The sequence below is a fragment of the Clavibacter capsici genome (assembly GCF_001280205.1).
Taxonomy (GTDB): Bacteria; Actinomycetota; Actinomycetes; order Actinomycetales; family Microbacteriaceae; genus Clavibacter; species Clavibacter capsici.
This window is the reverse complement of sequence record NZ_CP012573.1, coordinates 367789-387475: the sequence shown is the minus strand read 5'-3', so window position 1 is coordinate 387475 and position 19687 is coordinate 367789. Positions and strand designations below refer to the sequence as shown.

At 76.1% G+C, this 19687-nt stretch carries 18 protein-coding genes; 6 read left to right on the top strand and 12 right to left on the bottom strand.

What is annotated here, in order from left to right:
* Positions 1-23: 23 nt before the first annotated feature.
* The 3 genes from AES38_RS15995 to AES38_RS01940 form a co-directional block, all read right to left on the bottom strand.
* Positions 24-197 (bottom strand): hypothetical protein, encoded by a 174-nt coding sequence (locus AES38_RS15995; RefSeq protein ID WP_012297729.1) that lies wholly within the window; start codon positions 195-197, stop codon positions 24-26.
* 108 nt (positions 198-305) lie between these two features.
* Positions 306-1631, bottom strand: coding sequence for a nucleotide disphospho-sugar-binding domain-containing protein (locus AES38_RS01945; RefSeq protein WP_053773552.1), 1326 nt, complete (start codon positions 1629-1631; stop codon positions 306-308).
* On the bottom strand, positions 1628-3868 hold the full coding sequence (locus AES38_RS01940) for a glycosyltransferase (RefSeq protein WP_053773551.1): 2241 nt from the start codon (positions 3866-3868) through the stop codon (positions 1628-1630). Before AES38_RS01940 ends, AES38_RS01945 begins: the two co-directional genes overlap by 4 nt.
* 199 nt (positions 3869-4067) lie before the next feature.
* On the opposite strand from AES38_RS01940, the gene AES38_RS01935 reads away from it, so the two are divergent.
* Positions 4068-5162 carry a Gfo/Idh/MocA family oxidoreductase gene (locus AES38_RS01935; protein WP_053773550.1) on the top strand — a complete coding sequence of 365 codons (1095 nt, stop codon included), beginning with the start codon at positions 4068-4070 and terminating at the stop codon, positions 5160-5162.
* 36 nt (positions 5163-5198) lie between these two features.
* The gene (locus tag AES38_RS01930) at positions 5199-5993 is read left to right on the top strand and encodes an SDR family NAD(P)-dependent oxidoreductase (protein WP_053773549.1); all 795 of its coding nucleotides are present in this window, start codon (positions 5199-5201) and stop codon (positions 5991-5993) included.
* Positions 5994-6014: 21 nt separating this feature from the next.
* On the opposite strand, the gene AES38_RS01925 is transcribed toward AES38_RS01930, so the two are convergent.
* The 3 genes from AES38_RS01925 to AES38_RS01915 form a co-directional block, all read right to left on the bottom strand.
* Positions 6015-7265, bottom strand: coding sequence for a kynureninase (locus tag AES38_RS01925; protein WP_053773548.1), 1251 nt, complete (start codon positions 7263-7265; stop codon positions 6015-6017).
* 62 nt (positions 7266-7327) lie between these two features.
* Positions 7328-8113, bottom strand: coding sequence for a hypothetical protein (locus AES38_RS01920; protein ID WP_053773547.1), 786 nt, complete (start codon positions 8111-8113; stop codon positions 7328-7330).
* A gap of 35 nt (positions 8114-8148) precedes the next feature.
* The gene (locus AES38_RS01915; RefSeq protein WP_256998840.1) at positions 8149-8904 is read right to left on the bottom strand and encodes a DUF4190 domain-containing protein; all 756 of its coding nucleotides are present in this window, start codon (positions 8902-8904) and stop codon (positions 8149-8151) included.
* 737 nt (positions 8905-9641) lie between these two features.
* On the opposite strand from AES38_RS01915, the gene AES38_RS01910 reads away from it, so the two are divergent.
* Positions 9642-10787 carry a DNA-methyltransferase gene (locus AES38_RS01910; RefSeq protein WP_244629213.1) on the top strand — a complete coding sequence of 382 codons (1146 nt, stop codon included), beginning with the start codon at positions 9642-9644 and terminating at the stop codon, positions 10785-10787.
* Between the two features lie 16 nt (positions 10788-10803).
* On the opposite strand, the gene AES38_RS01905 is transcribed toward AES38_RS01910, so the two are convergent.
* Complete coding sequence (locus tag AES38_RS01905) at positions 10804-12978, bottom strand: RecQ family ATP-dependent DNA helicase (RefSeq protein ID WP_053773546.1); 2175 nt, start codon at positions 12976-12978, stop codon at positions 10804-10806.
* A gap of 87 nt (positions 12979-13065) precedes the next feature.
* Complete coding sequence (locus tag AES38_RS01900) at positions 13066-13491, bottom strand: PLD nuclease N-terminal domain-containing protein (RefSeq protein WP_244629212.1); 426 nt, start codon at positions 13489-13491, stop codon at positions 13066-13068.
* Positions 13492-13668: 177 nt separating this feature from the next.
* Between AES38_RS01900 and AES38_RS01895 the strand changes: the two genes are divergently transcribed.
* Positions 13669-13839, top strand: a complete 171-nt coding sequence (locus tag AES38_RS01895) for a CsbD family protein (protein WP_015489218.1) — start codon at positions 13669-13671, stop codon at positions 13837-13839.
* 89 nt (positions 13840-13928) lie between these two features.
* On the opposite strand, the gene AES38_RS01890 is transcribed toward AES38_RS01895, so the two are convergent.
* Positions 13929-14834 (bottom strand): metallophosphoesterase, encoded by a 906-nt coding sequence (locus AES38_RS01890; protein WP_053773545.1) that lies wholly within the window; start codon positions 14832-14834, stop codon positions 13929-13931.
* Positions 14835-14963: 129 nt separating this feature from the next.
* On the opposite strand from AES38_RS01890, the gene AES38_RS01885 reads away from it, so the two are divergent.
* Positions 14964-15761 carry an HAD-IIA family hydrolase gene (locus tag AES38_RS01885; protein ID WP_011931704.1) on the top strand — a complete coding sequence of 266 codons (798 nt, stop codon included), beginning with the start codon at positions 14964-14966 and terminating at the stop codon, positions 15759-15761.
* Between the two features lie 28 nt (positions 15762-15789).
* Here the strand turns inward: AES38_RS01885 and AES38_RS16150 are convergent, their stop codons facing one another.
* Complete coding sequence (locus AES38_RS16150; RefSeq protein ID WP_256998838.1) at positions 15790-16404, bottom strand: septum formation family protein; 615 nt, start codon at positions 16402-16404, stop codon at positions 15790-15792.
* Between the two features lie 308 nt (positions 16405-16712).
* Here AES38_RS16150 and AES38_RS16145 point away from each other — a divergent pair, with 308 nt between their 5' ends.
* Complete coding sequence (locus AES38_RS16145) at positions 16713-18041, top strand: hypothetical protein (RefSeq protein WP_256998837.1); 1329 nt, start codon at positions 16713-16715, stop codon at positions 18039-18041.
* Here the strand turns inward: AES38_RS16145 and pyrE are convergent.
* Together pyrE and AES38_RS01870 are read right to left on the bottom strand one after the other, a co-directional pair.
* On the bottom strand, positions 17999-18553 hold the full coding sequence (pyrE, locus tag AES38_RS01875) for an orotate phosphoribosyltransferase (protein WP_053773544.1): 555 nt from the start codon (positions 18551-18553) through the stop codon (positions 17999-18001). The two genes, AES38_RS16145 and pyrE, sit on opposite strands and share 43 nt — an antisense overlap.
* A 66-nt stretch (positions 18554-18619) precedes the next feature.
* The gene (locus AES38_RS01870) at positions 18620-19555 is read right to left on the bottom strand and encodes an NAD(P)-dependent oxidoreductase (RefSeq protein ID WP_244629211.1); all 936 of its coding nucleotides are present in this window, start codon (positions 19553-19555) and stop codon (positions 18620-18622) included.
* Between the last annotated feature and the right edge of the window lie 132 nt (positions 19556-19687).

The window sequence follows — 19687 nt, the reverse complement described above, 5'->3', positions numbered from 1 at the left end:
GGGGGCCGAGCGGGACCCGCGGATCAGGCGTCGGTGCGCTTGAGGATGTGGGCCGGGATCGCGATGGACGCCGAGACGAGCAGGATGCCGGCGAAGAAGCTCAGCAGCTCGAAGCCCTCGATGTAGAACGCGAACGCGAACAGCGCCATGCCGCCGAGGAAGAGGGCGAACGCGATGATGAAAGCGACGATGTTCACGAGGGCACCTGATCCATTCCGAGACTGTGGGCGACCGGCCCGCGCCGGGCGCGGCGTGCGGTCACCGTCGAGTCTACGAGATCGGCGGGCGGGCGTCGCCCGGGCGGGTCAGCGGGCGGCCTGCTCCGGGCGGATCCCGCCGGCCAGCGCCTGGTACGCGCGCTGCGGCCCGGGCGAGCGGGTGAGCGACGACGCGACGGCGTCGAGCATGGCGCGCTGCCCGCCGGCGGGGTTCAGCAGGAGCTTCGCCGCCTGCCGCAGCTCGGTGACGGTCGCGACGTTCGGGGCCAGCGCGATCCCGAGCCCCGCCTCCTCAAGGGCCGCGGCGCCCGCGAACTGGTCGGTCGAGAGCGGCAGCACGAGCATCGGCACGCCTGCGGTCGCCGCCTCGGTGACGGAGTTGTTGCCGCCGTGCGTGACCGCGAGGTCGGCGTGGCCGAGCAGCGTCACCTGCGGGAGGAACGGCCGCACCAGCCAGTCGGCCGGGATGTCCCCGAGCTCCGCCGGGTCGGTGGATCCGGTCGCGAGCGCCACGCGCACGTCGAGGTCGCGGAGGGCCGCCGCGATGCGCGCGAGCACGTCGCCGCGCACCGAGAGGAAGCTGCCGAGCGACACGTAGACGATGGGGTCGCCGCCCTGGTCGATCCAGTCCTGCACGTCGGCATCCGGTGCCTCGCGGCGCACCGCCGAGCCGATGAAGGCGTGCGGCGGGAGCAGCTCGGAGCGGTCGGGGTCGTGGAGCTCCTCCGGGTAGTTGAGGAGGAGCACGTCGCCCGCCTCCGCGAAGGCGTCGCGGCTCGGGCGCATGGACGGCGCGAGCACCGCGAGGGCGTCGTTCCACTGCGCGGTGAAGCGGTCGCGGACGCGCAGGCACAGCGCGTGCAGCTCGTCGAGGTCGTCCTCCTCGGGCTCGAAGGCGGCGGGCCACGCGGGCGGGAAGCCGTAGACCTCGTCGCCCACGGGCAGCGCGCTGGGGTGGCCGAGCACGACGTCGGCATGGCGCGTGCCCGAGGCGAGGAGCGCGAGGCGGGCGCTGAAGGCGAGGTGGTCGACGATCACCTGGTCGGGGCGCACCTCGTCGAGGATCCGCTGCACGGCGCGCGCGGTCTCGACCGGCTCCCACAGGAGGTCGTCGCTCCGGGCCTCGGCCTGGAAGCGGAGGGTCTCCACCATGCCGCGGCGGGTGGCGGCGAAGAAGCCGCGGAGGGCGTCGTCCTCGCCGGTCGGCTGCTCCTCGGCCTTGATGGTGCCGGGGTTGGATCCGCGGCCGAGGCGAAGGTCGATGCGCTCGAAGCCGGAGGCCTCGACGATGCCGGCGGTGGCGGATCCGGTGGCCACGACCACGCGCTCGCCCGCCTGCTGCCAGGCCGACGCGAGCGTGAGGAGGGGGAAGAGGTGGGACGCGTAGTCCGGGCTGATGACGAGCAGGGTCATGAGGCGCTGAGCTCCCAGAGGGTTCGGTCGTCGGCTGCGGCGACGTCGCGGTAGACGCGGGACAGGGTGCCCGCCATGGCCTGGATGGTGAAGGTGCGGGCGACCATGTCGCGCGCGCGGTCGGCCGCGGCGTCGGCCTCGGGGCCGCCCGCGATGTCGAGCGCGCGGGCGATGCCGGTGGCGAGCCCGGCCGGATCCGTGGTGTCGACGAGGAGGCCCGTCACGCCGTCCTCCACGTAGGTCGCGGGGCCTCCCGACGCGGGCGCGACGACGGGCAGGCCCATCGACATCGCCTCGAGGAGCGCGACGCCGAACTCCTCCTTGATGCTCGCGCACGCGTACGCGCCGCCGGGCGCGGTGAGGCCGGGGCGGCCGTAGCGGACGGCGGCGAGCCAGCGCGTGACGGTGTCGTTGCCGCGGTGGCCGGCGAGGAGGAGGCCGTGGCGCGCGGCGTCCGACGGGTCGCCCGCACCGGGCACCGCGTCGAGGATCCGGGCGAGCTGGTCGCGCTCCTCGGGGGTGGGCGCGTCGAGGTCGCCGCCCACGACGAGGAGGTTGGCGCGGGAGCGGAGCGCGGGATCCGCCGCCCATACGTGCGCCAGCTGCGCCATGCCCTTGACGCGGGCGAGGCGGCCGACGCTGATGACGAGCGGCAGGCCGCGGCGCTCCTCGGGGAGGCCGCGGAGCAGGTCGTCGAGCTCGACGAACGCGCGGGCGGGCGCGCCGTCCGCGTCGGCGCCGAGCATCGCGTCGTCGCGGGAGCGCTCGATGGCGGCGACGTCGATGCCCTCGGCGACGACGCTGTGGCGCTCGGGGTGCGCGTCCACGTCGATGCCGACGAGTCGGCGCATGTCGCGCTTGAGCTCCGGGCGCGGGAAGAGCACGGTGTGCGCGGCGTCGGCGGCCAGGCGCTGCACGAGCCGCACGCGGAACCAGTAGTGCTCGCGGGCGTCGACGGCGCCGAAGCCGTCGCGGGTGAGGGCGCCGGAGCGGTCGAGCGCGTCGACGACGCCGTGCGGGTCCGGAGCGACCGTGAACACCACGGGGATTCCGAGCTCGCGCGCGACCGTGGAGGCGGCGAGCGTGCCGACGTCGGCCATGCGGAGGTGCACGGCGTCGACGCGGCCGGCGGCGCGCAGCACGCGGCGGATCCCCCGCTCGGCCTCGACGCGGTGCGGCCACGCCTCGGGGAGCGAGCGCGGGCCGCCGAGCATCGGGATGTGCGCGAAGACGTGGCCGTCGTCGCCGGCGGAGACGCGGGCGAGCGAGGCGAGCGCCTGGTCGGGCGTGCCGCGGGAGAGCGTGATGACGCGGTCGACCGGGCGGTCGGCGACCGTGGGCGCGCCGGCCGTCTCCGCGGCGGGGGCGGCGGCGCCGGGGGCGGCGGCCGCGGCATCCACGAGCGCGTCGCCGAGGCGCACCAGCAGGGTCGCGATGCCGCCGTTGTCGCCCGCGCCGACGTGCGTGAGGCCCGCGTCGATGTCGGCGTGCAGGAAGAGCTGGACGACCGTGAGGCCGGGCCGCGCGGGCGCCGCCGGGTGGTCGCCGTGCTGGCGCGCGATGTCGAGGACGGCGAGGCGCGCCACCGCGGCCACCGCGTCGTCGCCGCGGGCGATGTCGGAGACGATCCCGAGGGTCGCCTCCCCCGCGGGCCGGTCGCCGAGCGCGGCGACGGCGGCGGACCGGGTGAGCGGGCCCTCGCGCACGTCCTGCGCGAGGCGGAGCAGCACGCGCTCGGGGATCCGGCCGTGCACGAGCCCGATGGTCTCGACGAGGCGCGAGCGCGCGCCGTCGCCGCGGACGCCGAGCAGGGCGTTCTCGAGCGCGAGGGAGAGGTGGTCGGGCGTGGAGCCGGCCCACTGCTCGAGGGTGCGCTGCGCGAGCATGCCGGGGAAGCCGCCCTCGACGACCATCGCGACGAGGCCGGAGACCGCGTCGAAGCGCGGCAGGCGGGTGCCGAAGGCCCAGGCGGCGTGCTCGCGGATCCACCGCACGTCGTGGTCGAGGAGCGCGACGAGCGCGAGGTCGGCGGCCTCGTCGAAGACCTGGGCGAGCGCGTGGATGGCGGCCACGGCGGTGAGCTGGTCGGCGGGATCCGCGGCGGCGCGGGCGAGGAGCCGCACCGCGCGCCCGCCGCCGTCGCGACTGGCGGCGACCGTGAGCTCGTCGGCCTCCTGCATCACGTCGAGGATGCGCGCGGCCTGCGCGACCTGGTCGAGGCTCGTCTGGATCCCCATGCTCGTCTCCCCCTCGGGTCGCGTACTCCGGCGACGGAGCCGTGAGGCGCCTCACGCGGGAGCGTTCGCTCCCGGGACAGCCTCCCGGCCCTCGCGAGTATTCCCCAGTCTGCTGCGAGAACCCAGCGGCGCGTCCCGGAGCCCTGCCGGCGGGGCCGTCGCCGGGTCCGCCGGCGGGGCCGCGCGTACGCTGGCGAGCATGCCCCGCCCCGCGCCGCCCGCCCCGCAGATCCGCTTCGGCATCGTGGGGAGCGGCTGGCGCAGCGCCTTCTTCCTGCGCATCGCGCGCGCCCTCCCGGAGCGCTTCGCGGTCACCGGGCTCGTGACCCGCAGCGCCGAGACCGGCCGGGCGCTCGAGGAGGACTGGGGGATCCGCACGTTCCGCACCGCGGCCGAGCTGCTCGCCGCGGAGGCGCCGTCGTTCGTGGTGGTGTCGGTGCCGCGGACGGCCGCGCCCGACGTGATCGCCGACCTCGTCGACCGCGGCGTGGCCGTCCTCACCGAGACGCCGCCCGGCGAGACGGTAGAGGACCTCGAGCGGCTCGACGCACTCGTGCGGCAGGGCGCGCGGATCGAGGTGGCGGAGCAGTACCCGCTCTCGCCGCTGCTCGCCGCGCAGCTCGCCATCGCCGCCTCCGGCCGGCTCGGCCGGATCAGCCAGGCGCAGGTCGCCCAGTGCCACGACTACCACGGCGTCCGCGTGATGCGGCGGGCCCTCGGGATCGGCTTCGAGGACGCGACCATCACGGCGCAGCGGTTCTCCTCGCCGCTCGTGGCCGGGCCCGACCGCGACGGCGACCCCGTCCGCGAGGAGGTCGTGACCGCCGTGCAGACCACCGCGCGCTTCGACTTCGGCGAGCGGCTCGGCGTCTACGACTTCGCCGACCGGCAGTACTTCTCCTGGATCCGCCGCAACCGGCTGCTCGTCCGCGGCGAGCGCGGCGAGATCGTCGACGAGCACGTGAGCTGGCTGCTCGACGCGACGACGCCGACCTGGGCGGACATCACGCGGATCGAGACCGGCCAGGGCGGCAACCTCGAGGGGCTGTACCTGCGCGGCCTGCTGCTCGGCTCCGACTGGGTCTACGAGAACCCGTTCGCGCCCGGCCGGCTCGCGGACGACGAGATCGCCGTCGCGCAGTGCCTCGTCGAGATGCACGCGCACGCGGCCGGCGGACCCTCGACGAACTCGCTCGCGGAGGCGTCGCAGGACCACCACCTCGCGCTCCTCATGCACGAGGCCGCGACCACCGGCAAGCCCGTCCGCAGCACGCGGCGCGCCTGGGCCGACTGACCCGCCCGCTCCCCGCCCCATCAGGAAGGCACTCGCATGCGCATCGACCTCACCGGATCCACCGCCCTCGTCACGGGCTCCACGCAGGGCATCGGCTACGCGATCGCGGAGGGGCTCGCCGAGGCGGGCGCCCGCGTGATCGTCAACGGCCGGGGCGAGGAGGGCACGACCGCCTCGCGCGACCGGCTGCGCGCGGCGCACCCCGAGGCGGAGGTCGAGGCGCTCGCCGCCGACGTCGCGACCGAGGAGGGCGCCGCCGGGGCGGTCGCGGCCTTCCCCGAGGTCGACGTGCTCGTCAACAACCTCGGGATCTTCGGCTCGGCCGACCCGTTCGCCGTCACCGACGACGAGTGGCGCCGCTACTTCGAGGTCAACGTGCTCGCGGGCGTGCGCCTCACGCGCGCCTACCTGCCGGGCATGATGGCGCGCGGCTGGGGCCGGGTGCAGTACATCGCGAGCGACTCGGCCGTCGTCACGCCGGCCGAGATGATCCACTACGGCGTCTCGAAGACCGCGCTCCTCGGGGTCTCGCGCGGCTTCGCGAAGGCCGCCGCCGGATCCGGCGTCACGGTCAGCTGCGTCATGGCCGGCCCCACGCACACGGGCGGCGTCGAGGCGTTCGCGCGCGAGCTCGTGGGCGACGACCTGCCGTGGGACGAGGCGCAGCGCGCGTTCATGCGGGAGCACCGGCCGCAGTCGCTGATCCAGCGGCTCATCGAGCCCGAGGAGATCGCGAACATGTGCGTGTACCTCGCGTCGCGGCAGGCGTCGGCGACGACGGGCGGCGCGCTCCGGGTCGACGGCGGATACGTGGACGCGATCCTGCCGTAGGACGCCCGTGGCCCCGCCGGGTCAGCCCGCCAGGTGCCGCCGGATCGCCTCGACGCCGACCTCCACCTCGCGGAACGAGGTCGTCAGCGGGCTGAGCCCGAGCCGCAGGCCCGACGGCGCGCGGAAGTCCGGGATCACGCCTTCCGCCCACAGCGCGCCGACGATGTCGCGGAAGCGCGGGTGGTCGACGCTCACGTGGCTGCCGCGGCGGTCCTCCTCGCGCGGGCTCGCGACGCGGGCGCCGAGCGGCACGAGGTCGCGGTCGACGAGATCCAGCGCGAAGCCGGTGAGGGCGAGCGACTTCGCGCGGATCGCCTCCAGGCCCGCCTCCTCGATGAGCGCGAGCATGTCCCGCATCGCGAGCATGCCCACGATGGGCGGCGTGCCGCTGAGGAAGCGGCGGATCCCGTCGGCCGGCACGTACTCCGGCCCCATCGCGAACACGTCCTGCGCGCCCATCCAGCCCTGGATCGGCTGCCGCAGCTCGGCCTGGAGCCCGCTCCGCACGTAGCCGTGCGCGGGCGCGCCGGGCCCGCCGTCGAGGTACTTGTAGCTGCAGCCGACCGCGAGGTCGACGCCCCACGCGTCGAGCTCGGTGGGCACGACGCCGACCGAGTGGCAGGTGTCCCAGAGCACGAGCGCGCCGGCGTCGTGCACGACGCGCGTGATCCCCGGCACGTCCGCGAGGAACCCCGAGCGGTACGCGACCTGGCTGAGCACGACGAGCGCGGTCCGCTCCCCCACCGCCTCGGCGACGAGCTCGGGGGTCACGCCGGCGTCGGGCGACACCTCGATCCACCGGATCGTCATGCCGCACTCCTCCGCGACGCCCTCGAGCACGAAGCGGTCGGTCGGGAAGTTGTCGGTGTCGATCACCAGCTCGTCGCGGCCGGGGCGCGCGCGGACGGCGGCCCGCACGAGCTTGTAGAGGATCACCGTGGTCGAGTCGCCGACGAACGTCTGGCCGGCAGCGGCCCCGTACGCGACGCGCCCGAGGTCGTCCCCGATGCGCGTGGGCATCTCGAGCCACTCCTCGTCCCAGCCGCGGATGAGGCGGCCTCCCCACCCGTCGCGCACGAACGCGGCGATGCGGTCGACGCTCGCGACGGTCGGCCGTCCGAGCGAGTTGCCGTCGAGGTAGGCGACCACGTCGTCGGCCTGCACGAACAGCTCGCGGAACCGCGCGAGCGGGTCGCGGGCGTCGAGGTCGGCGGCGGACGGGATCGGCCGGGACCGTGCGGATGCGGGGGCGGCGTGCGCGTCGGGTGTCACGTCCGCAGCCTACGAGCCGCGGGCGGCGAGCGCCCCGCGCGGGTCGGGCTCGCGCGGGTCGCCTACCGCGTCGCCAGGACGGCCACGTCGTCGGCCGAGTACCGCGTCAGGAGGAGCGTCCCGGTCTCGACCTCGTCGGCGGGGACCGCGAACATCACCGTGGTGGTCACCGACTCGCCGGGACCGAGGGTCGCCACGCGGGCGAGATCCGGCGAGGGCGCCCACGCGTCCCTCGTCTCGGGCCCCCGCAGGTCGCCGTCCGCGGTCTGGAAGCCGAGGTCGACGAGGTCGATCGTGCGGGCGCGGATCCCGTGGCTCTCGATCCGCACGGTCGCGACCACCACCCGGTCCGAGGCCGCCACGAGCCCCTCGGGAGCGGCGTCGGAGTCGAGGTCCACCGCCACGATCGCGACGTCCAGCTCGGGGGCGCCGCGGACGAAGGTCCGCCACGCCTCGCCGACGGGGACGGGATCCGCGAGCGTCCCGGCCGCGGTCGTGACGGGCGGGTCCTCGGGCACGAGCGAGGCGAGCCCCGTGAGGACCGCCACGACGCCCGTCGTGAGCAGGACGGCGAGCACGACCGCGAGCGCCAGGACGAGTCCGAGGCGCTCGGCGAGCCGGTGGCGCGGGCGGCCTGCGTCGTCGGTCCCCGCGGCCGGGTCGGCGACGCGGTCGGGCGGAGGATCGCGGTCGACGGCGTCCGGCGGGGGGCGGCGGTCGCGGGTGTCGGCCGACGGCTCGCTCGACGGCTCGCTCGACGGCTCGCTCGACGGGCCGTACGGGGACGCTGGGAGCGGGCCGTCCGCGTCCGGCCGGACGTCGCCGCCCTCGCCGTCATCGACCGGCACGCGCCACCTTCGCGACGACCACCGCCACCGCCGATCTACCCGGCTCGGAAGTAGTAGGCGTCGCCGAGGGTGCCCGGCACGGTCGCCCAGAGGCCGTCGGCCGCGCCCACGATCGGGATCTCGATGACCACGTTGCCGCTCGCCACCTGCTGCGGATCGAGCAGGTCCACGTTGTCCGTGAACGCCGGGGCGGGCGCGAGCACGGTGCTGTCCGCGGCCGAGTACTGGGAGCCGTCGGCGGCCAGGAACCCGAGGGCGAGCTCCGACAGCGGATCCCCCGCCTCGGTCCCGAGGTACGTGACGGTGACCGGGACGACCGCGTACTGCATGCCCTCCTCGGGCGCCGGGGCGGCCGGATCCGCGGCGAGCACGGCCGCCGTCCCGTCGAGGATCGGCTGGCCGAGCGTGACCTGCCACTCGGGTCCGTCGATGCCGTCGCCCGTGACGGGGGTGCCGATCGGCAGCGGGTCCTCGGGGCTCGTGCCCGGGAGCGCGCTCGCGTCCCCGTCCTCCCCCGGGGTCGGCGCGGGGCTCGCGTAGCCGGAGCCGCCGCCAGAGGACTCGACGGCCCCCGTCAGCGACCTCACGAACGCGGACGTGTAGACGATCGCCAGCACGATGCTCAGCACGAAGGCGACCGCGCCGAGGATGAGGCCCGTCAGCGCGAGCGGCTTGCCGTCCATCCGCCGGGCGAGCGAGACGATGCCGAGCACCACGGCGACCAGCGCGGGCACGGCCGTCACGTAGTCGAGGAACGGGATGAACGCGCCCAGGAACGCGACGACGGCCACGACGAGCGACGCGATCGCGAGCCCCTTGCCGCCGCGGGGCGCGGCGGGGCGGCGGAGGCGTAGGGCGGCGCGCCGGCGGGCGGGGCGTAGCCGCCGGGAGCGGGTGTGGCGTAGCCGCCGGGAGCGGGCGGGGCGTATCCACCGGGAGCGGACGGGGCGTAGCCGCCGGGAGCGGACGGGGCATGCCCGCCGGCGGCGGGTGGCGCGTAGGTGCCCGCGGCAGGCGGGGCGTAGGCCCCGGCGGCACCGGCGACAGGCGGGGCGTAGCCGCCCGAGGCCGGCGGCGTGTCGGCACCGAGCGCGGGGTGGTCGGCGGGCGACGTGGTCGGACCGGCCGCGCCGAGGCCGTCGGGGCCGGCCGCGTCGTACCCGACCGGAGGGAGGGGCGGGCTGTCGTGCGCGCCCGCCGCGTCGTCGGCGGTCGCCGCGTCATCGGCCGTCGCCGCGTCATCAGCCGTCGGCGCGTCATCGGCCGTCGCCGCGTCGGGAGCACCCGCCGCATCGACGTCCGCCGGGCCGTAGGGGCTGACGCGACGCGCCGCGTCGGGGTCCTGGCCGGAGGCCGCGCCGGGGTCGCGCTCATCGCTCATGCCTCGTTCCTAGCGGAGGGGACGGCCCGAGCGGCAGCGGTGCGGACGAAGCGCCCCGAAGTGGGGGCAGCCGGGCGGCCGGATGCCCGTGGCGGCACCGCGCTGCAGGGCCCGGCGCGCGGCCGGCCGGTCCGTTAACCTCGGGGCGTGCCCCTCCCCGCGTGGACCCCCGACGGTCCCGACCTCGTGATCCACGCGGAGAACCTCGAGGCCGTGCGCGCGCTCCCCGACGGCGCCTTCCAGCTCATCTACCTGGATCCGCCGTTCAACACCGGCCGCACGCAGGAGCGGCAGAACCTCACGGTGACGCGCACGCCGGAGCCCCCACCCGACGAGGCCGACGCGGACGGGGTCGCGGACGAGGTCGCCGCCGCCGCCTCCGCCGTCGCCTCCGCACCCGCGCCCGCCCTCTCCCCCGCGAGCACCGCCACCCCCGAGCCGGCCCGCCCGCCCGGCGCCCGCCTCGGCTTCCACGGCCGCAGCTACGACTCCGTGAAGGGCATGCTCTACGGCTTCGACGACTCGTTCGCCGACTACTGGGACTTCCTCGAGCCCCGCCTCATCGAGGCCTGGCGCCTGCTGGATCCGACCGGCACCCTCTACCTGCACCTCGACTACCGCGAGGTGCACTACGCGAAGGTCGTGCTCGACGCGCTCTTCGGCCGGCGGTCGTTCCTCAACGAGATCGTGTGGGCGTACGACTACGGCGCGAAGTCCCGCCGTCGCTGGCCGGCGAAGCACGACACGATCCTCGTCTACGTGAAGGACCCGCTCCGCTACCGCTTCGACTCCGAGGGCGTCGACCGCGAGCCCTACATGGCGCCCGGCCTCGTGACCCCGGAGAAGCGCGAGCGCGGCAAGCTGCCGACGGACGTCTGGTGGCACACGATCGTCTCCCCCACCGGGCGCGAGAAGACCGGCTACGCGACCCAGAAGCCCCTCGGCGTGCTGCGCCGCATCGTGCAGGCGTCGAGCCGGCCCGGCGACTGGGTGCTCGACTTCTTCGCGGGATCCGGCACCACGGGCGCCGCCGCCCGCGAGCTCGGCCGCCGCTTCGTGCTGGTGGACGAGAACCCGCAGGCCCTCGAGGTGATGCGCGCGCGCCTCGCGGGCGGCGGCACGGTCTTCGTCGCGGCGGATGCGGCGCCCGTCGCCCCGGAGGCGCCCGCCCACGCCGCGCCGGGGCGGAGCACGGCGAAGACGGCGGCGAAGGCGAAGACCCCCGCCGAGGCGGAGGCCGCCGCAGCGCCGAAGCCGGCTCCTCCGCCGCGCGCCTCCCCACCCGGCGGCTGACCGGCGAGCAGCCCCGCTACCCCTGCTGCGCGAGCGCGAACGGCAGGACGCGCGTGGCGCCGGCCCGGCGCAGCAGGCGCCCGGCGACCGTGAGCGTCCAGCGCGTGTCGACGAGGTCGTCCACGAGGAGCACCGGGCGCGGATCCGCGGCGAGGTCGTCCGCGAGGTGCGCGGGCACCTGGAACCGTGGGTGCACCCGCCCGAGCCGATAGACGCTGTTGCCGCGGGCGGCGCCGGGAGCACCCGGATCCACCAGGTCGAGCGACCCGAGGAACGGCAGCCGCCCCACCTCCGCGATGCGCTGGGCGAGGCTCCCCACGAGCTGCGGGCGGCTCGCCGACGGCACGTGCACGACGGCGCGCGGCCGCTCGGCCCAGCCCCACTCGGCGAGGACGCGGACGCAGGCGGCGACGAGCGCGTCGTCGACCGGCGCGTCCTCGGCGCCGGCCGCGAAGACCGTGCGGAGCCGCCCGCCCCAGCCGAGGTCGGTGAGGCGCGCGAGGGCACGGCCCTCGTCGACCTGCTCGCCGGCGGCGATGGCGCCGCTCAGCGGCACGCCGACGCTCGACGCACCGGTGGGCCAGCGGAGCCGCGGCTCGATCGGCAGCCCGACGCGGTCGAGCGCCTGCGACGCCGTGGCCGACGCCTGCTGGTCGAGCGACGCCGGGTACCACGCACCGGCGCACCGGTCGCAGCGCCCGCAGGGAGCGGCGGTGTCGTCGTCGAGCTGGCGCTGGAGGAACTCCATCCGGCAGCCGAGCGTGGTCTCGTAGTCGAGCATCGCCTGCTGCTCGCGCACGCGCGCCGCGGCGACCTGCTCGTAGCGGGCGCGGTCGTAGGTCCACGGGACGCCCGTGGCCGACCAGCCCGAGGTGTCCCGCCGCACGGCGCCGTCCACGTCGAGCACCTTGAGCAGGAGGTCGAGCCGGCTGCGGGAGAGGCTGACGCGCGACTCGAGCGCGGGCACCGACAGCGGCCGGTCGCTCTCGCCGAGCGACTGGATGACGGAGGCGGCCTGCTGCTCGTCGGGCATGGACGCGGTGGCGAAGTACTGCCAGATGTCCGGATCCTCTCGGCCGGGCAGGAGCAGCACGTCGGCGTCCGCGGACCCGCGGCCCGCGCGGCCGACCTGCTGGTAGTAGGAGACGGGCGACGACGGCGCTCCGAGGTGCACGACGAAGCCGAGGTCGGGCTTGTCGAACCCCATCCCGAGCGCGCTGGTGGCGACGAGCGCCTTGACCTCGTTGCGCTGCAGCTCGCCCTCGGCCTGCTCGCGGTCGGCCGGGTCGTCGCGGCCCGTGTACGCCTTGACCGCGTGCCCGGCGTCGCGCAGCAGCCGTGCCGTGTCCTGCGCGGCCGAGACGGTGAGCGCGTAGATGATGCCGCTGCCGGGCAGCTCGTCGAGGTGGCTGAGGAGCCACCCGAGCCGGTCGCGGCTGTTCTCGAGCCGGAGCACGCCGAGCCGCAGCGACCGCCGGGCGAGCGGCCCGCGGATGGTGACCACCGGCACGCGCTCGGTCTCGACGGCACCGCGGGCGGTGGATCCGACGCTCAGCTGCTCCTCCACGTCGGCCACCACGCGCGAGTTCGCGGTGGCGGTGGTGGCGAGCACGGGCACGCGCTCGTCGACCGAGGAGATGAGGTCGCGGAGTCGGCGGTAGTCGGGCCGGAAGTCGTGGCCCCAGTCGGAGATGCAGTGCGCCTCGTCGACCACGAGGAGGCCGAGCCGCGCGCGGAGGGCCGGCAGCTGCTCGTCGCGGAAGCGCGGGTTGTTGAGGCGCTCGGGCGAGACGAGCAGGAGGTCGACCTCGTCGGCGTCGAGCGCGCGCAGCAGGTCGTCCCACTCGTGCGCGTTGCTCGAGTTCATGGCGACCGCGCGGACGCCCGCCCGCCGCGCCGCCGCGACCTGGTCGCGCATGAGGGCCAGCAGCGGCGAGACGAGGAGCGTGGGGCCGAGGCCCTGCTGGCGGAGGAGCAGGGTGGCGACGAAGTAGACGGCCGACTTGCCCCATCCGGTGCGCTGCACGACGAGGGCGCGGGAGCGGTCCTGCACGAGCGCCTCGATGGCCTCGTACTGCCCGTCGTGGAAGTCGGCGCCCGCGACGCCGACCAGCCGGGAGAGGTGCTCGCGGGCGGCGGATCGGAGATCGGCGGGCGCGGCGGCGATGGGCGGCGTGGCGGTGTCGGGCATGGGGCCATGCTCCCATCCGCCCCCGACCGCGCCGCCCCGCGCGACCCCGCGGAGGGACGGCGCCGCGACGCGCGCCCTGGGGAGGGGCTACCGCTCGGGCGCGGATCCGGGATCGATCGCCCGCGACGGCCGGGTCGGCCCCGCGGCGCGCGCGGCCTGCACCGCCTGCTCGGCCTGGAGCTGCCGCATCCGCGCGATCCGCGCGTAGTGCCGTTCCTCCTCCTCGAGGTCGGCGAGCTGCTGCTCGGTGCTGCGGACGCGCCGGTCCACCGCCACCGCGGCCCGCTCGTAGGCGGCGCTCCGGTCGGGCGGCCCGACGGGCTCGCGCCGCGCGTCCCAGTCGTGGCCGACGCAGAACCACACGATGCTGCCGATGAGGGGCAGGAAGACGATGAGCAGGATCCAGACGAGCTTCGGCAGGTGCTTCACCTGGTCGTCCGGGCGGGTGATGAGGTCGACGAGCGCGCACACGGCGACGAGGAGGGGGAGCAGCCCGAAGAGGATCACGGTCACGGAGCCTAGGGGCGGCACGTGGCCGTGCGGAAGGCCCTTGCGCGCACCCGCCGACCGCCGCTCCGGTCCGCGATTCGCTCACCGGACACCCACCTCGCACCTGTCAGGTGTTCAGGAGCAGTCCGTCCTACAGTCCGATCGAGGGCCGCACCCGGTGGCCTCAGTGAGGAGGAGATCATGGGTCTCGACGACAAGATCAAGAACGCCGCCCAGGACATCGCGGGCAAGGCCAAGGAGGCGCTCGGCGAGCACAAGGGCGACGAGAGCCTCAAGGCCGAGGGCCAGAAGGACCAGACCGCCGCGTCCGCCAAGAAGGCCGGCGAGGACGTCAAGGACGTCTTCAAGTAGAGCCAGACCAGCAGCATCAGGAGAGGCGGCGACCCCACGGGTCGCCGCCTCTCCTCACGTCCGGCCGCGGGACGCGCGGCCTCCCGCGCTCACGGCGCCGCGGGCGCTCCCGCCGTCTCGATGATCCGCTCCACGAGCTCCGCGTCGAGCACCGCGACCTCCTCGCCGTCGTCCGCCGCGTGCGCGCGCACGACGACCGAGACGACGCCGCCGGCCGGGTCGACGTCCACCACGAGGAAGCCGGATCCGCGCACGATGCGCTCCGTGCCCGGCGTCGCCGCCACGTCCGTCTCGTTGGCGACGCCCGGCGCGACGAGCACGGGCACGCCCGCCAGCGACCCGACGATGTGGTGGTGGTAGTGGCCCGAGAGGATCACCCGCACGTCGCTGCCGCGCACGATCTCCGCGAGCCGCTCCGGGCCCTGCAGCGCGAGCGACTCGTGCAGCGTGGTGGGCGCGGGCACCGGCGGGTGGTGCAGCACGAGCACGGTGCCGTGCTCGGACGGGGTCGCGAGCAGCTCGCGGAGGGCGTCCAGCTGCTGCTCGCGGAGCGCGCCGTAGCCCTTGCCGGGCACGGAGGTGTCGAGGGTGACGACGCGCCAGCCGTCCACGATCGTGACGCCGTCGATGGGCGGCACGGCCGCGGGATCCCGGCCGTCGTCGGTGCCGGGCCCGCCGTGCCCGTCGCCGAGCACGAGGCGGAAGCCCGAGCGCACGTCGTGGTTGCCGGGCGCGAGGACGACGGCGGCGCCACGGCGCGCGGCCCACGGATCCAGCCGCTCGCGCAGGAGCGCGTACGACTCGGGGGTGCCGTCCTCCGAGAGGTCGCCCGAGCCGACGAGGAGCCGCACGTCGGGCACGCGGTCGGCCTCGACGAGGACGCGGTCGAGCGCGGCGCCCGTGTCGACGACGCCCTGGTGGAGGCCGCCGTCGCGGAGGAGGTGGGTGTCGCTGAGGTGGACGAGGCGCAGGGATCCGGGAGGCAGTGCGTGCATGCGCCGACCCTACGGCGGCCGACCGACACCGCGGCGGACGGCGGGCGGACATCGGGTGACGCCGCCCCGCGGGCCCGGCGGGCGCGCATCCCCCGGCGGTAGCCTGGCGCCACGACGAGAGGGAACCCCATGGCGACGCGCGACGAGATGGACTGCTGGCTCACCGACATGGACGGCGTGCTGGTGCACGAGAACCAGGCGCTGCCCGGCGCGGCGGCCCTCATCCAGCAGTGGCAGGACCAGGGCAAGCCCTTCCTCGTGCTCACGAACAACAGCATCTTCACGCCGCGCGACCTCTCCGCCCGGCTCCGCGCCTCCGGCCTGCACGTGCCCGAGGAGTCGATCTGGACGAGCGCACTCGCCACCGCCGCGTTCCTCGAGCAGCAGATGCCCGGCGGATCCGCGTTCGTCATCGGCGAGGCCGGCCTCACTACCGCGCTGCACGAGGCGGGCTTCATCATGACCGACACGAAGCCCGACTTCGTCGTCATCGGCGAGACGCGCAACTACTCGTTCGAGGCGATCACGCGGGCGATCCGCCTCATCAACGGCGGCGCGCGCTACATCGCGACGAACCCGGACGCGACCGGCCCGAGCGCCGAGGGCGTGCTCCCCGCGACCGGCGCGGTGCTCGCGCTCATCTCGAAGGCCACGGGCAAGGAGCCGTACATCGTCGGCAAGCCGAACCCGATGATGTTCCGCTCGGCGCTCAACAAGATCGGCGCGCACTCCGAGAGCACCGGCATGATCGGCGACCGGATGGACACCGACATCATCGCCGGCATCGAGGCGGGCCTGCACACGGTGCTCGTGCTCACGGGCATCAGCGACCGCGCCGAGATCGAGCGCTACCCGTTCCGCCCCGACGAGGTGCTGTCGGGCGTCACCGAGCTGCTGGACCCGGAGCCGGTCGAGTCCGAGCTCTGATCCACCGGGTCCAGGCGGGCCGAGCGCGCTAGGGGACGACGGGCGGCTGCGGGACGCCGACGCTGCCGGTGAAGGTGCCGCCGCCGGCGCGGGAGACGAAGCAGTAGGCGTCGCGGTCGCCCGCGGTCCACTCGTCCTGGGTGATGGGGTACGCGGACTGGTACTGCACGTCGTCGTAGGCGCGGGCCGCCGCGTAGTCGATCACGGTGTCGGCGATGCAGAGCTCGTCGGCGGAGTCGCGCACGGCGTCCTCGCCGGGGAACGCGTCGCCCGTCTGGGGCAGCGCCACCCGCGCGACCATCTGCGCGTGGTGCTCGGAGCCGCAGTCGACGACCGTGAACTCCTCCTCCCACGGCGTCGAGTACGGGTCGATGCACTCGCCGCCGAGCAGCGCGTCCCACGCCTGGACGCCCGCCGCGGCCGGGCCCTGCACGGGATCCGTCGGGGTGGGCGACGGGGTCGGCGTGGCTTCGGGGGTCGCGGTCGCGACGGGGGCGGCGTCCGGCGCTCCGGCGGATCCGAGGCGCTGGCCCAGGTAGAAGAGGCCGACGAGGAGGAGCACCAGGAGGATCGCGCCGCCGACCCAGAGGCCGGTGCGACGCGTGCCTCCGGGTCCGCGCGGGCCGCGGGGCGTAGCCGGCACGGGGCGGAGGCGCCCGAGGAGTCGAGGACGGGCGCGCGCGGCGCGGGCGGACGGGGCGCGGGCGGCGCGACGTACGGCGGCGGCACGGCTGCCGGACCGGCGGCGGGATCCGGTCGAGACGCGGCGGGGACGGCCGCGGTGGGGGCGTCGCGGTCGGGGGCGGGGACGGAGGACGCGACAGGTGCCGTGGCGGCCCCCGCGGCTGCGGTCGCCGCGGCGGCGGGGAGGACGCGCGTGCGGTCGTCGTCCGCGTCCGCGTCCGCGGGACTTCCGTCGGCGTCGGCGCCACGGGTCCGGTCGTCGTCGCGGTGGTCCGCGACGTCGCCGAAGAGGAGGGCGATGGCGTCGACCGGCTCGTCGTCGTGCGCGTCGGCATCGGGCGCGGGCCCGCCCGCGTCGGACCGCGGCGCGGGCTCGGAGCGGCTCTCGGGGTCGGGCTCCGGCTCGGGGTCGGGCTCCGGCGTGGGGTCGGGCTCCGGCGTGGGCAGGGCCTCCGGCACCGGCGCGGGCGACGGCTCGTCGACGGCCGCGGACCGGTCCGCAGGGGCCTCGGCGGATGCGGATGCGGGGGTTGGTGCGGGCGCGGGCGCCGGCGCCGGGGCGTCCGGCGCGGATCCCGCTGCCCACGCCATCGCCGCGGCGCGCGCGGCCGCGGCGGCGGGCGCGAGCGGCGCGGGGGCGGCGTCCTCGTCGGCGTCAGCATCAGCGTCGGCATCGGCATCGGCATCGGCGTCGGCATCGCCGTCGGCGTCCGCCTCGAGGTCGGCCTCGGCGACGACGTCGACATCGCCCGCCCCCGCCTCGTCCTGCGCACCCGGCTCCCGGATGGCAGGGACCTCGGCCTCGGGCGCATCGGCCGGCGGGATGACGTCGTCCACGACGCCGGCGTCCTCGTCGAGCTCGTCGTCGTGCAGGGGCGTCAGCAGCACGTCGTCCACGGCCGGGACCTCGGGCGCGACCTCCTCGGTCGGCTCCTCGACCAGCTCGGCGTCGACCACGGGTCCGTCCGCGACCGGGTCGGCCAGGCGCACGTCGTCGTCCACGCCGTCGGCGGGCTCCAGCACCAGCTCGGCGGTCGCGTCGTCCGCGGGCTCGGGATCCGCCTCGACCTCGCCCGTCAGCACCTCGCCCGTGAGCGTCTCGCCCGGCGCGTCGTCCGCGGGCGCCGGCACGTACCCGGGGTCGGGCTCGCCGGCGAACTCGACGTCGCCCGCGTCCACCGGCGCCGCCGCGATCTCGGGCTCGGGGGCGGGCGCGTCGGCGGCGTCGTCGTCGTCGTCGGCATCCGTCTGGTCCAGCGGGGCGACGCGGTCCTGGTCCTCGGTCGGGTCGAGCGGGACGATGCCCGCCAGGATGTCGCCGCCGGGGGCCGGCGTCGGGTCGGCGGGCGCGGGATCCACGCCGTCCTCCTCGGGCGCTGCTGGCTCGCCGTCGGCGGGCACGACGTCACGGTCCGCGGAGCGGCCCCAGCCGATCGGCGCGAGCGGACGCGCGGGGCGCTCGCGGTCGGCGTCCGTCGCGGGTCGGACCGCGAACGGGTCGTCGTCGTCGTCGCGACCGGATCCGGATCCGCCGCCGGGCGCCTGCCCGCTCACTACGCGAGCCCCAGGTCCTCGAGGCCGATCGCGTACAGGTAGCGGTGGCCCGCGGCCTCGATCACCTCGCGGGCGTCGGTCGAGCGGTCGACCACCACGGCGACCGCGGCGATCTCCGCGCCCACCCTCTCGAGCGCCTCGATGGCCTTCAGCGGGGATCCGCCGGTGGTCGAGGTGTCCTCGACGACGATGACGCGCTTGCCCTCCAGGTCCGGGCCCTCGACCTGCCGGCCGCGGCCGTGGTCCTTGGGCTCCTTGCGGACGACGAACGCGTCGTAGCCGCGGCCCACGGCGGCGCCCTGGTGCAGGATCGCGGAGGCGATGGGATCCGCGCCCATCGTCAGCCCGCCCACCGCGGCGACGTCGGGGACGTCCGCGATGAGGTCGAGCATGACCTGGCCGATGAGCGGCGCGACGCGGTGGTCGAGGCTCACGCGCCGGAGGTCGACGTAGTAGCTGGCCTTCTTGCCGCTCGTCAGCGTGAAGTCGCCGTGGAAGACGGCGTCCCGCTTGATGTGGTCGATGAGCTGCTGGCGCGCGTCGGAGGTCGTCACGCAGCCGATCCTACGGGCGGGCGCCCGCGCCGACCGGTGCGACGGGCGGGCGGGACGCCGACCGGATCAGGCGTCGGAGGAGGCGGGCAGGCCGAAGACCGTGCCCACCGCGGCCACGTCGTCGCCGCCGTGGCCCGCCTGGGACGCCTCGGCGTACGTCTCGCGGAGCGCCTCGAGCATCGCGGTGTCGAAGTCGTGCGCGTCGGCGCCGTCGAGCGCGGCGAGCATGAGCGTCACGTCCTTGAGCAGGCCGTCGAGCGCGAACGAGGGGGCCAGCTCGCCGGCGAGCATCGCGCCGCCCTTGAGGTGCGCGTAGGGGGTGTCGGCCGCGCCGCCCGCGATCGCGTCGAGGAACAGGCGCGGCTCCACGCCGAGCAGCTGCGCGAGGCCGAGCGACTGGGCGGTCGCGGCGGTGATCGAGGCGATCCACGCGTTGCAGGCGAGCTTGAGGGCGGATCCGGGGCCTGCGTCCGCGCCGGCGACGACGGTGCGCGAGCCGGTCGCCTCGAGGACGGGGCGGGCGACGGCGAGGTCGGCCTCGGATCCGGAGACGAGGTGCACGAGGAGGCCCTGCTCGGCGGGGCCGCGCGTGCCGAGGACGGGAGCGTCCACGAAGCGGAGGCCGTGCTCGGCGGCGAGCGCGGCGATCCGGCGGGTGCCCTCGACGCCGACGGTCGACGACTGGAGGACGACCGCGTCGGGGCGGAGCGCGGGCGCGACCTCGGCGAGGACCGCGAGCACGGCGTCCGCGTCGAACAGCATCACGACCACCACGTCGGCGTCGCGCACGGCGTCCGCGGCGCTGTCGGCGACGGTCGCGCCGTCGTCGGCGAGGGGCGCGGCCTTCTCGGCGCTGCGGTTCCAGACGGTGAGCGGGAGGCCCGCGCGGAGGATCGAGCGGCTCATGCCGGAGCCCATCACGCCGGTGCCGAGCAGCGCCACGCGGGGCGGGGCGTCGGATGCGGGGGCGGAGGCGGGCACGGCAGCGGTGGCGTCGGTCATCCCCCGACGGTACGCCCGCGATCTGCGAGGACGGCGGACGCGGCCGCCCGACGTGGCCGCCCGGCCCGCCCGGCCCGCGCGCGGGGATGCGGCGACGGGCCGCCGGTCGGGTGACCGGCGGCCCGTCGGGGC

What these genes read in the sequence shown, in the direction of transcription:
- AES38_RS01895 (WP_015489218.1), top strand. Translation starts at nt 13,669, where the DNA reads ATGGGTCTCGACGACAAGATCAAGAACGCCGCCCAGGACATCGCGGGC.
- AES38_RS01940 (WP_053773551.1), bottom strand. Translation starts at nt 3,868, where the DNA reads ATGGGGATCCAGACGAGCCTCGACCAGGTCGCGCAGGCCGCGCGCATC.
- AES38_RS01945 (WP_053773552.1), bottom strand. Translation starts at nt 1,631, where the DNA reads ATGACCCTGCTCGTCATCAGCCCGGACTACGCGTCCCACCTCTTCCCC.
- AES38_RS01935 (WP_053773550.1), top strand. Translation starts at nt 4,068, where the DNA reads ATGCCCCGCCCCGCGCCGCCCGCCCCGCAGATCCGCTTCGGCATCGTG.
- AES38_RS01905 (WP_053773546.1), bottom strand. Translation starts at nt 12,978, where the DNA reads ATGCCCGACACCGCCACGCCGCCCATCGCCGCCGCGCCCGCCGATCTC.
- AES38_RS01885 (WP_011931704.1), top strand. Translation starts at nt 14,964, where the DNA reads ATGGCGACGCGCGACGAGATGGACTGCTGGCTCACCGACATGGACGGC.
- AES38_RS01930 (WP_053773549.1), top strand. Translation starts at nt 5,199, where the DNA reads ATGCGCATCGACCTCACCGGATCCACCGCCCTCGTCACGGGCTCCACG.
- AES38_RS01870 (WP_244629211.1), bottom strand. Translation starts at nt 19,555, where the DNA reads ATGACCGACGCCACCGCTGCCGTGCCCGCCTCCGCCCCCGCATCCGAC.
- AES38_RS01890 (WP_053773545.1), bottom strand. Translation starts at nt 14,834, where the DNA reads ATGCACGCACTGCCTCCCGGATCCCTGCGCCTCGTCCACCTCAGCGAC.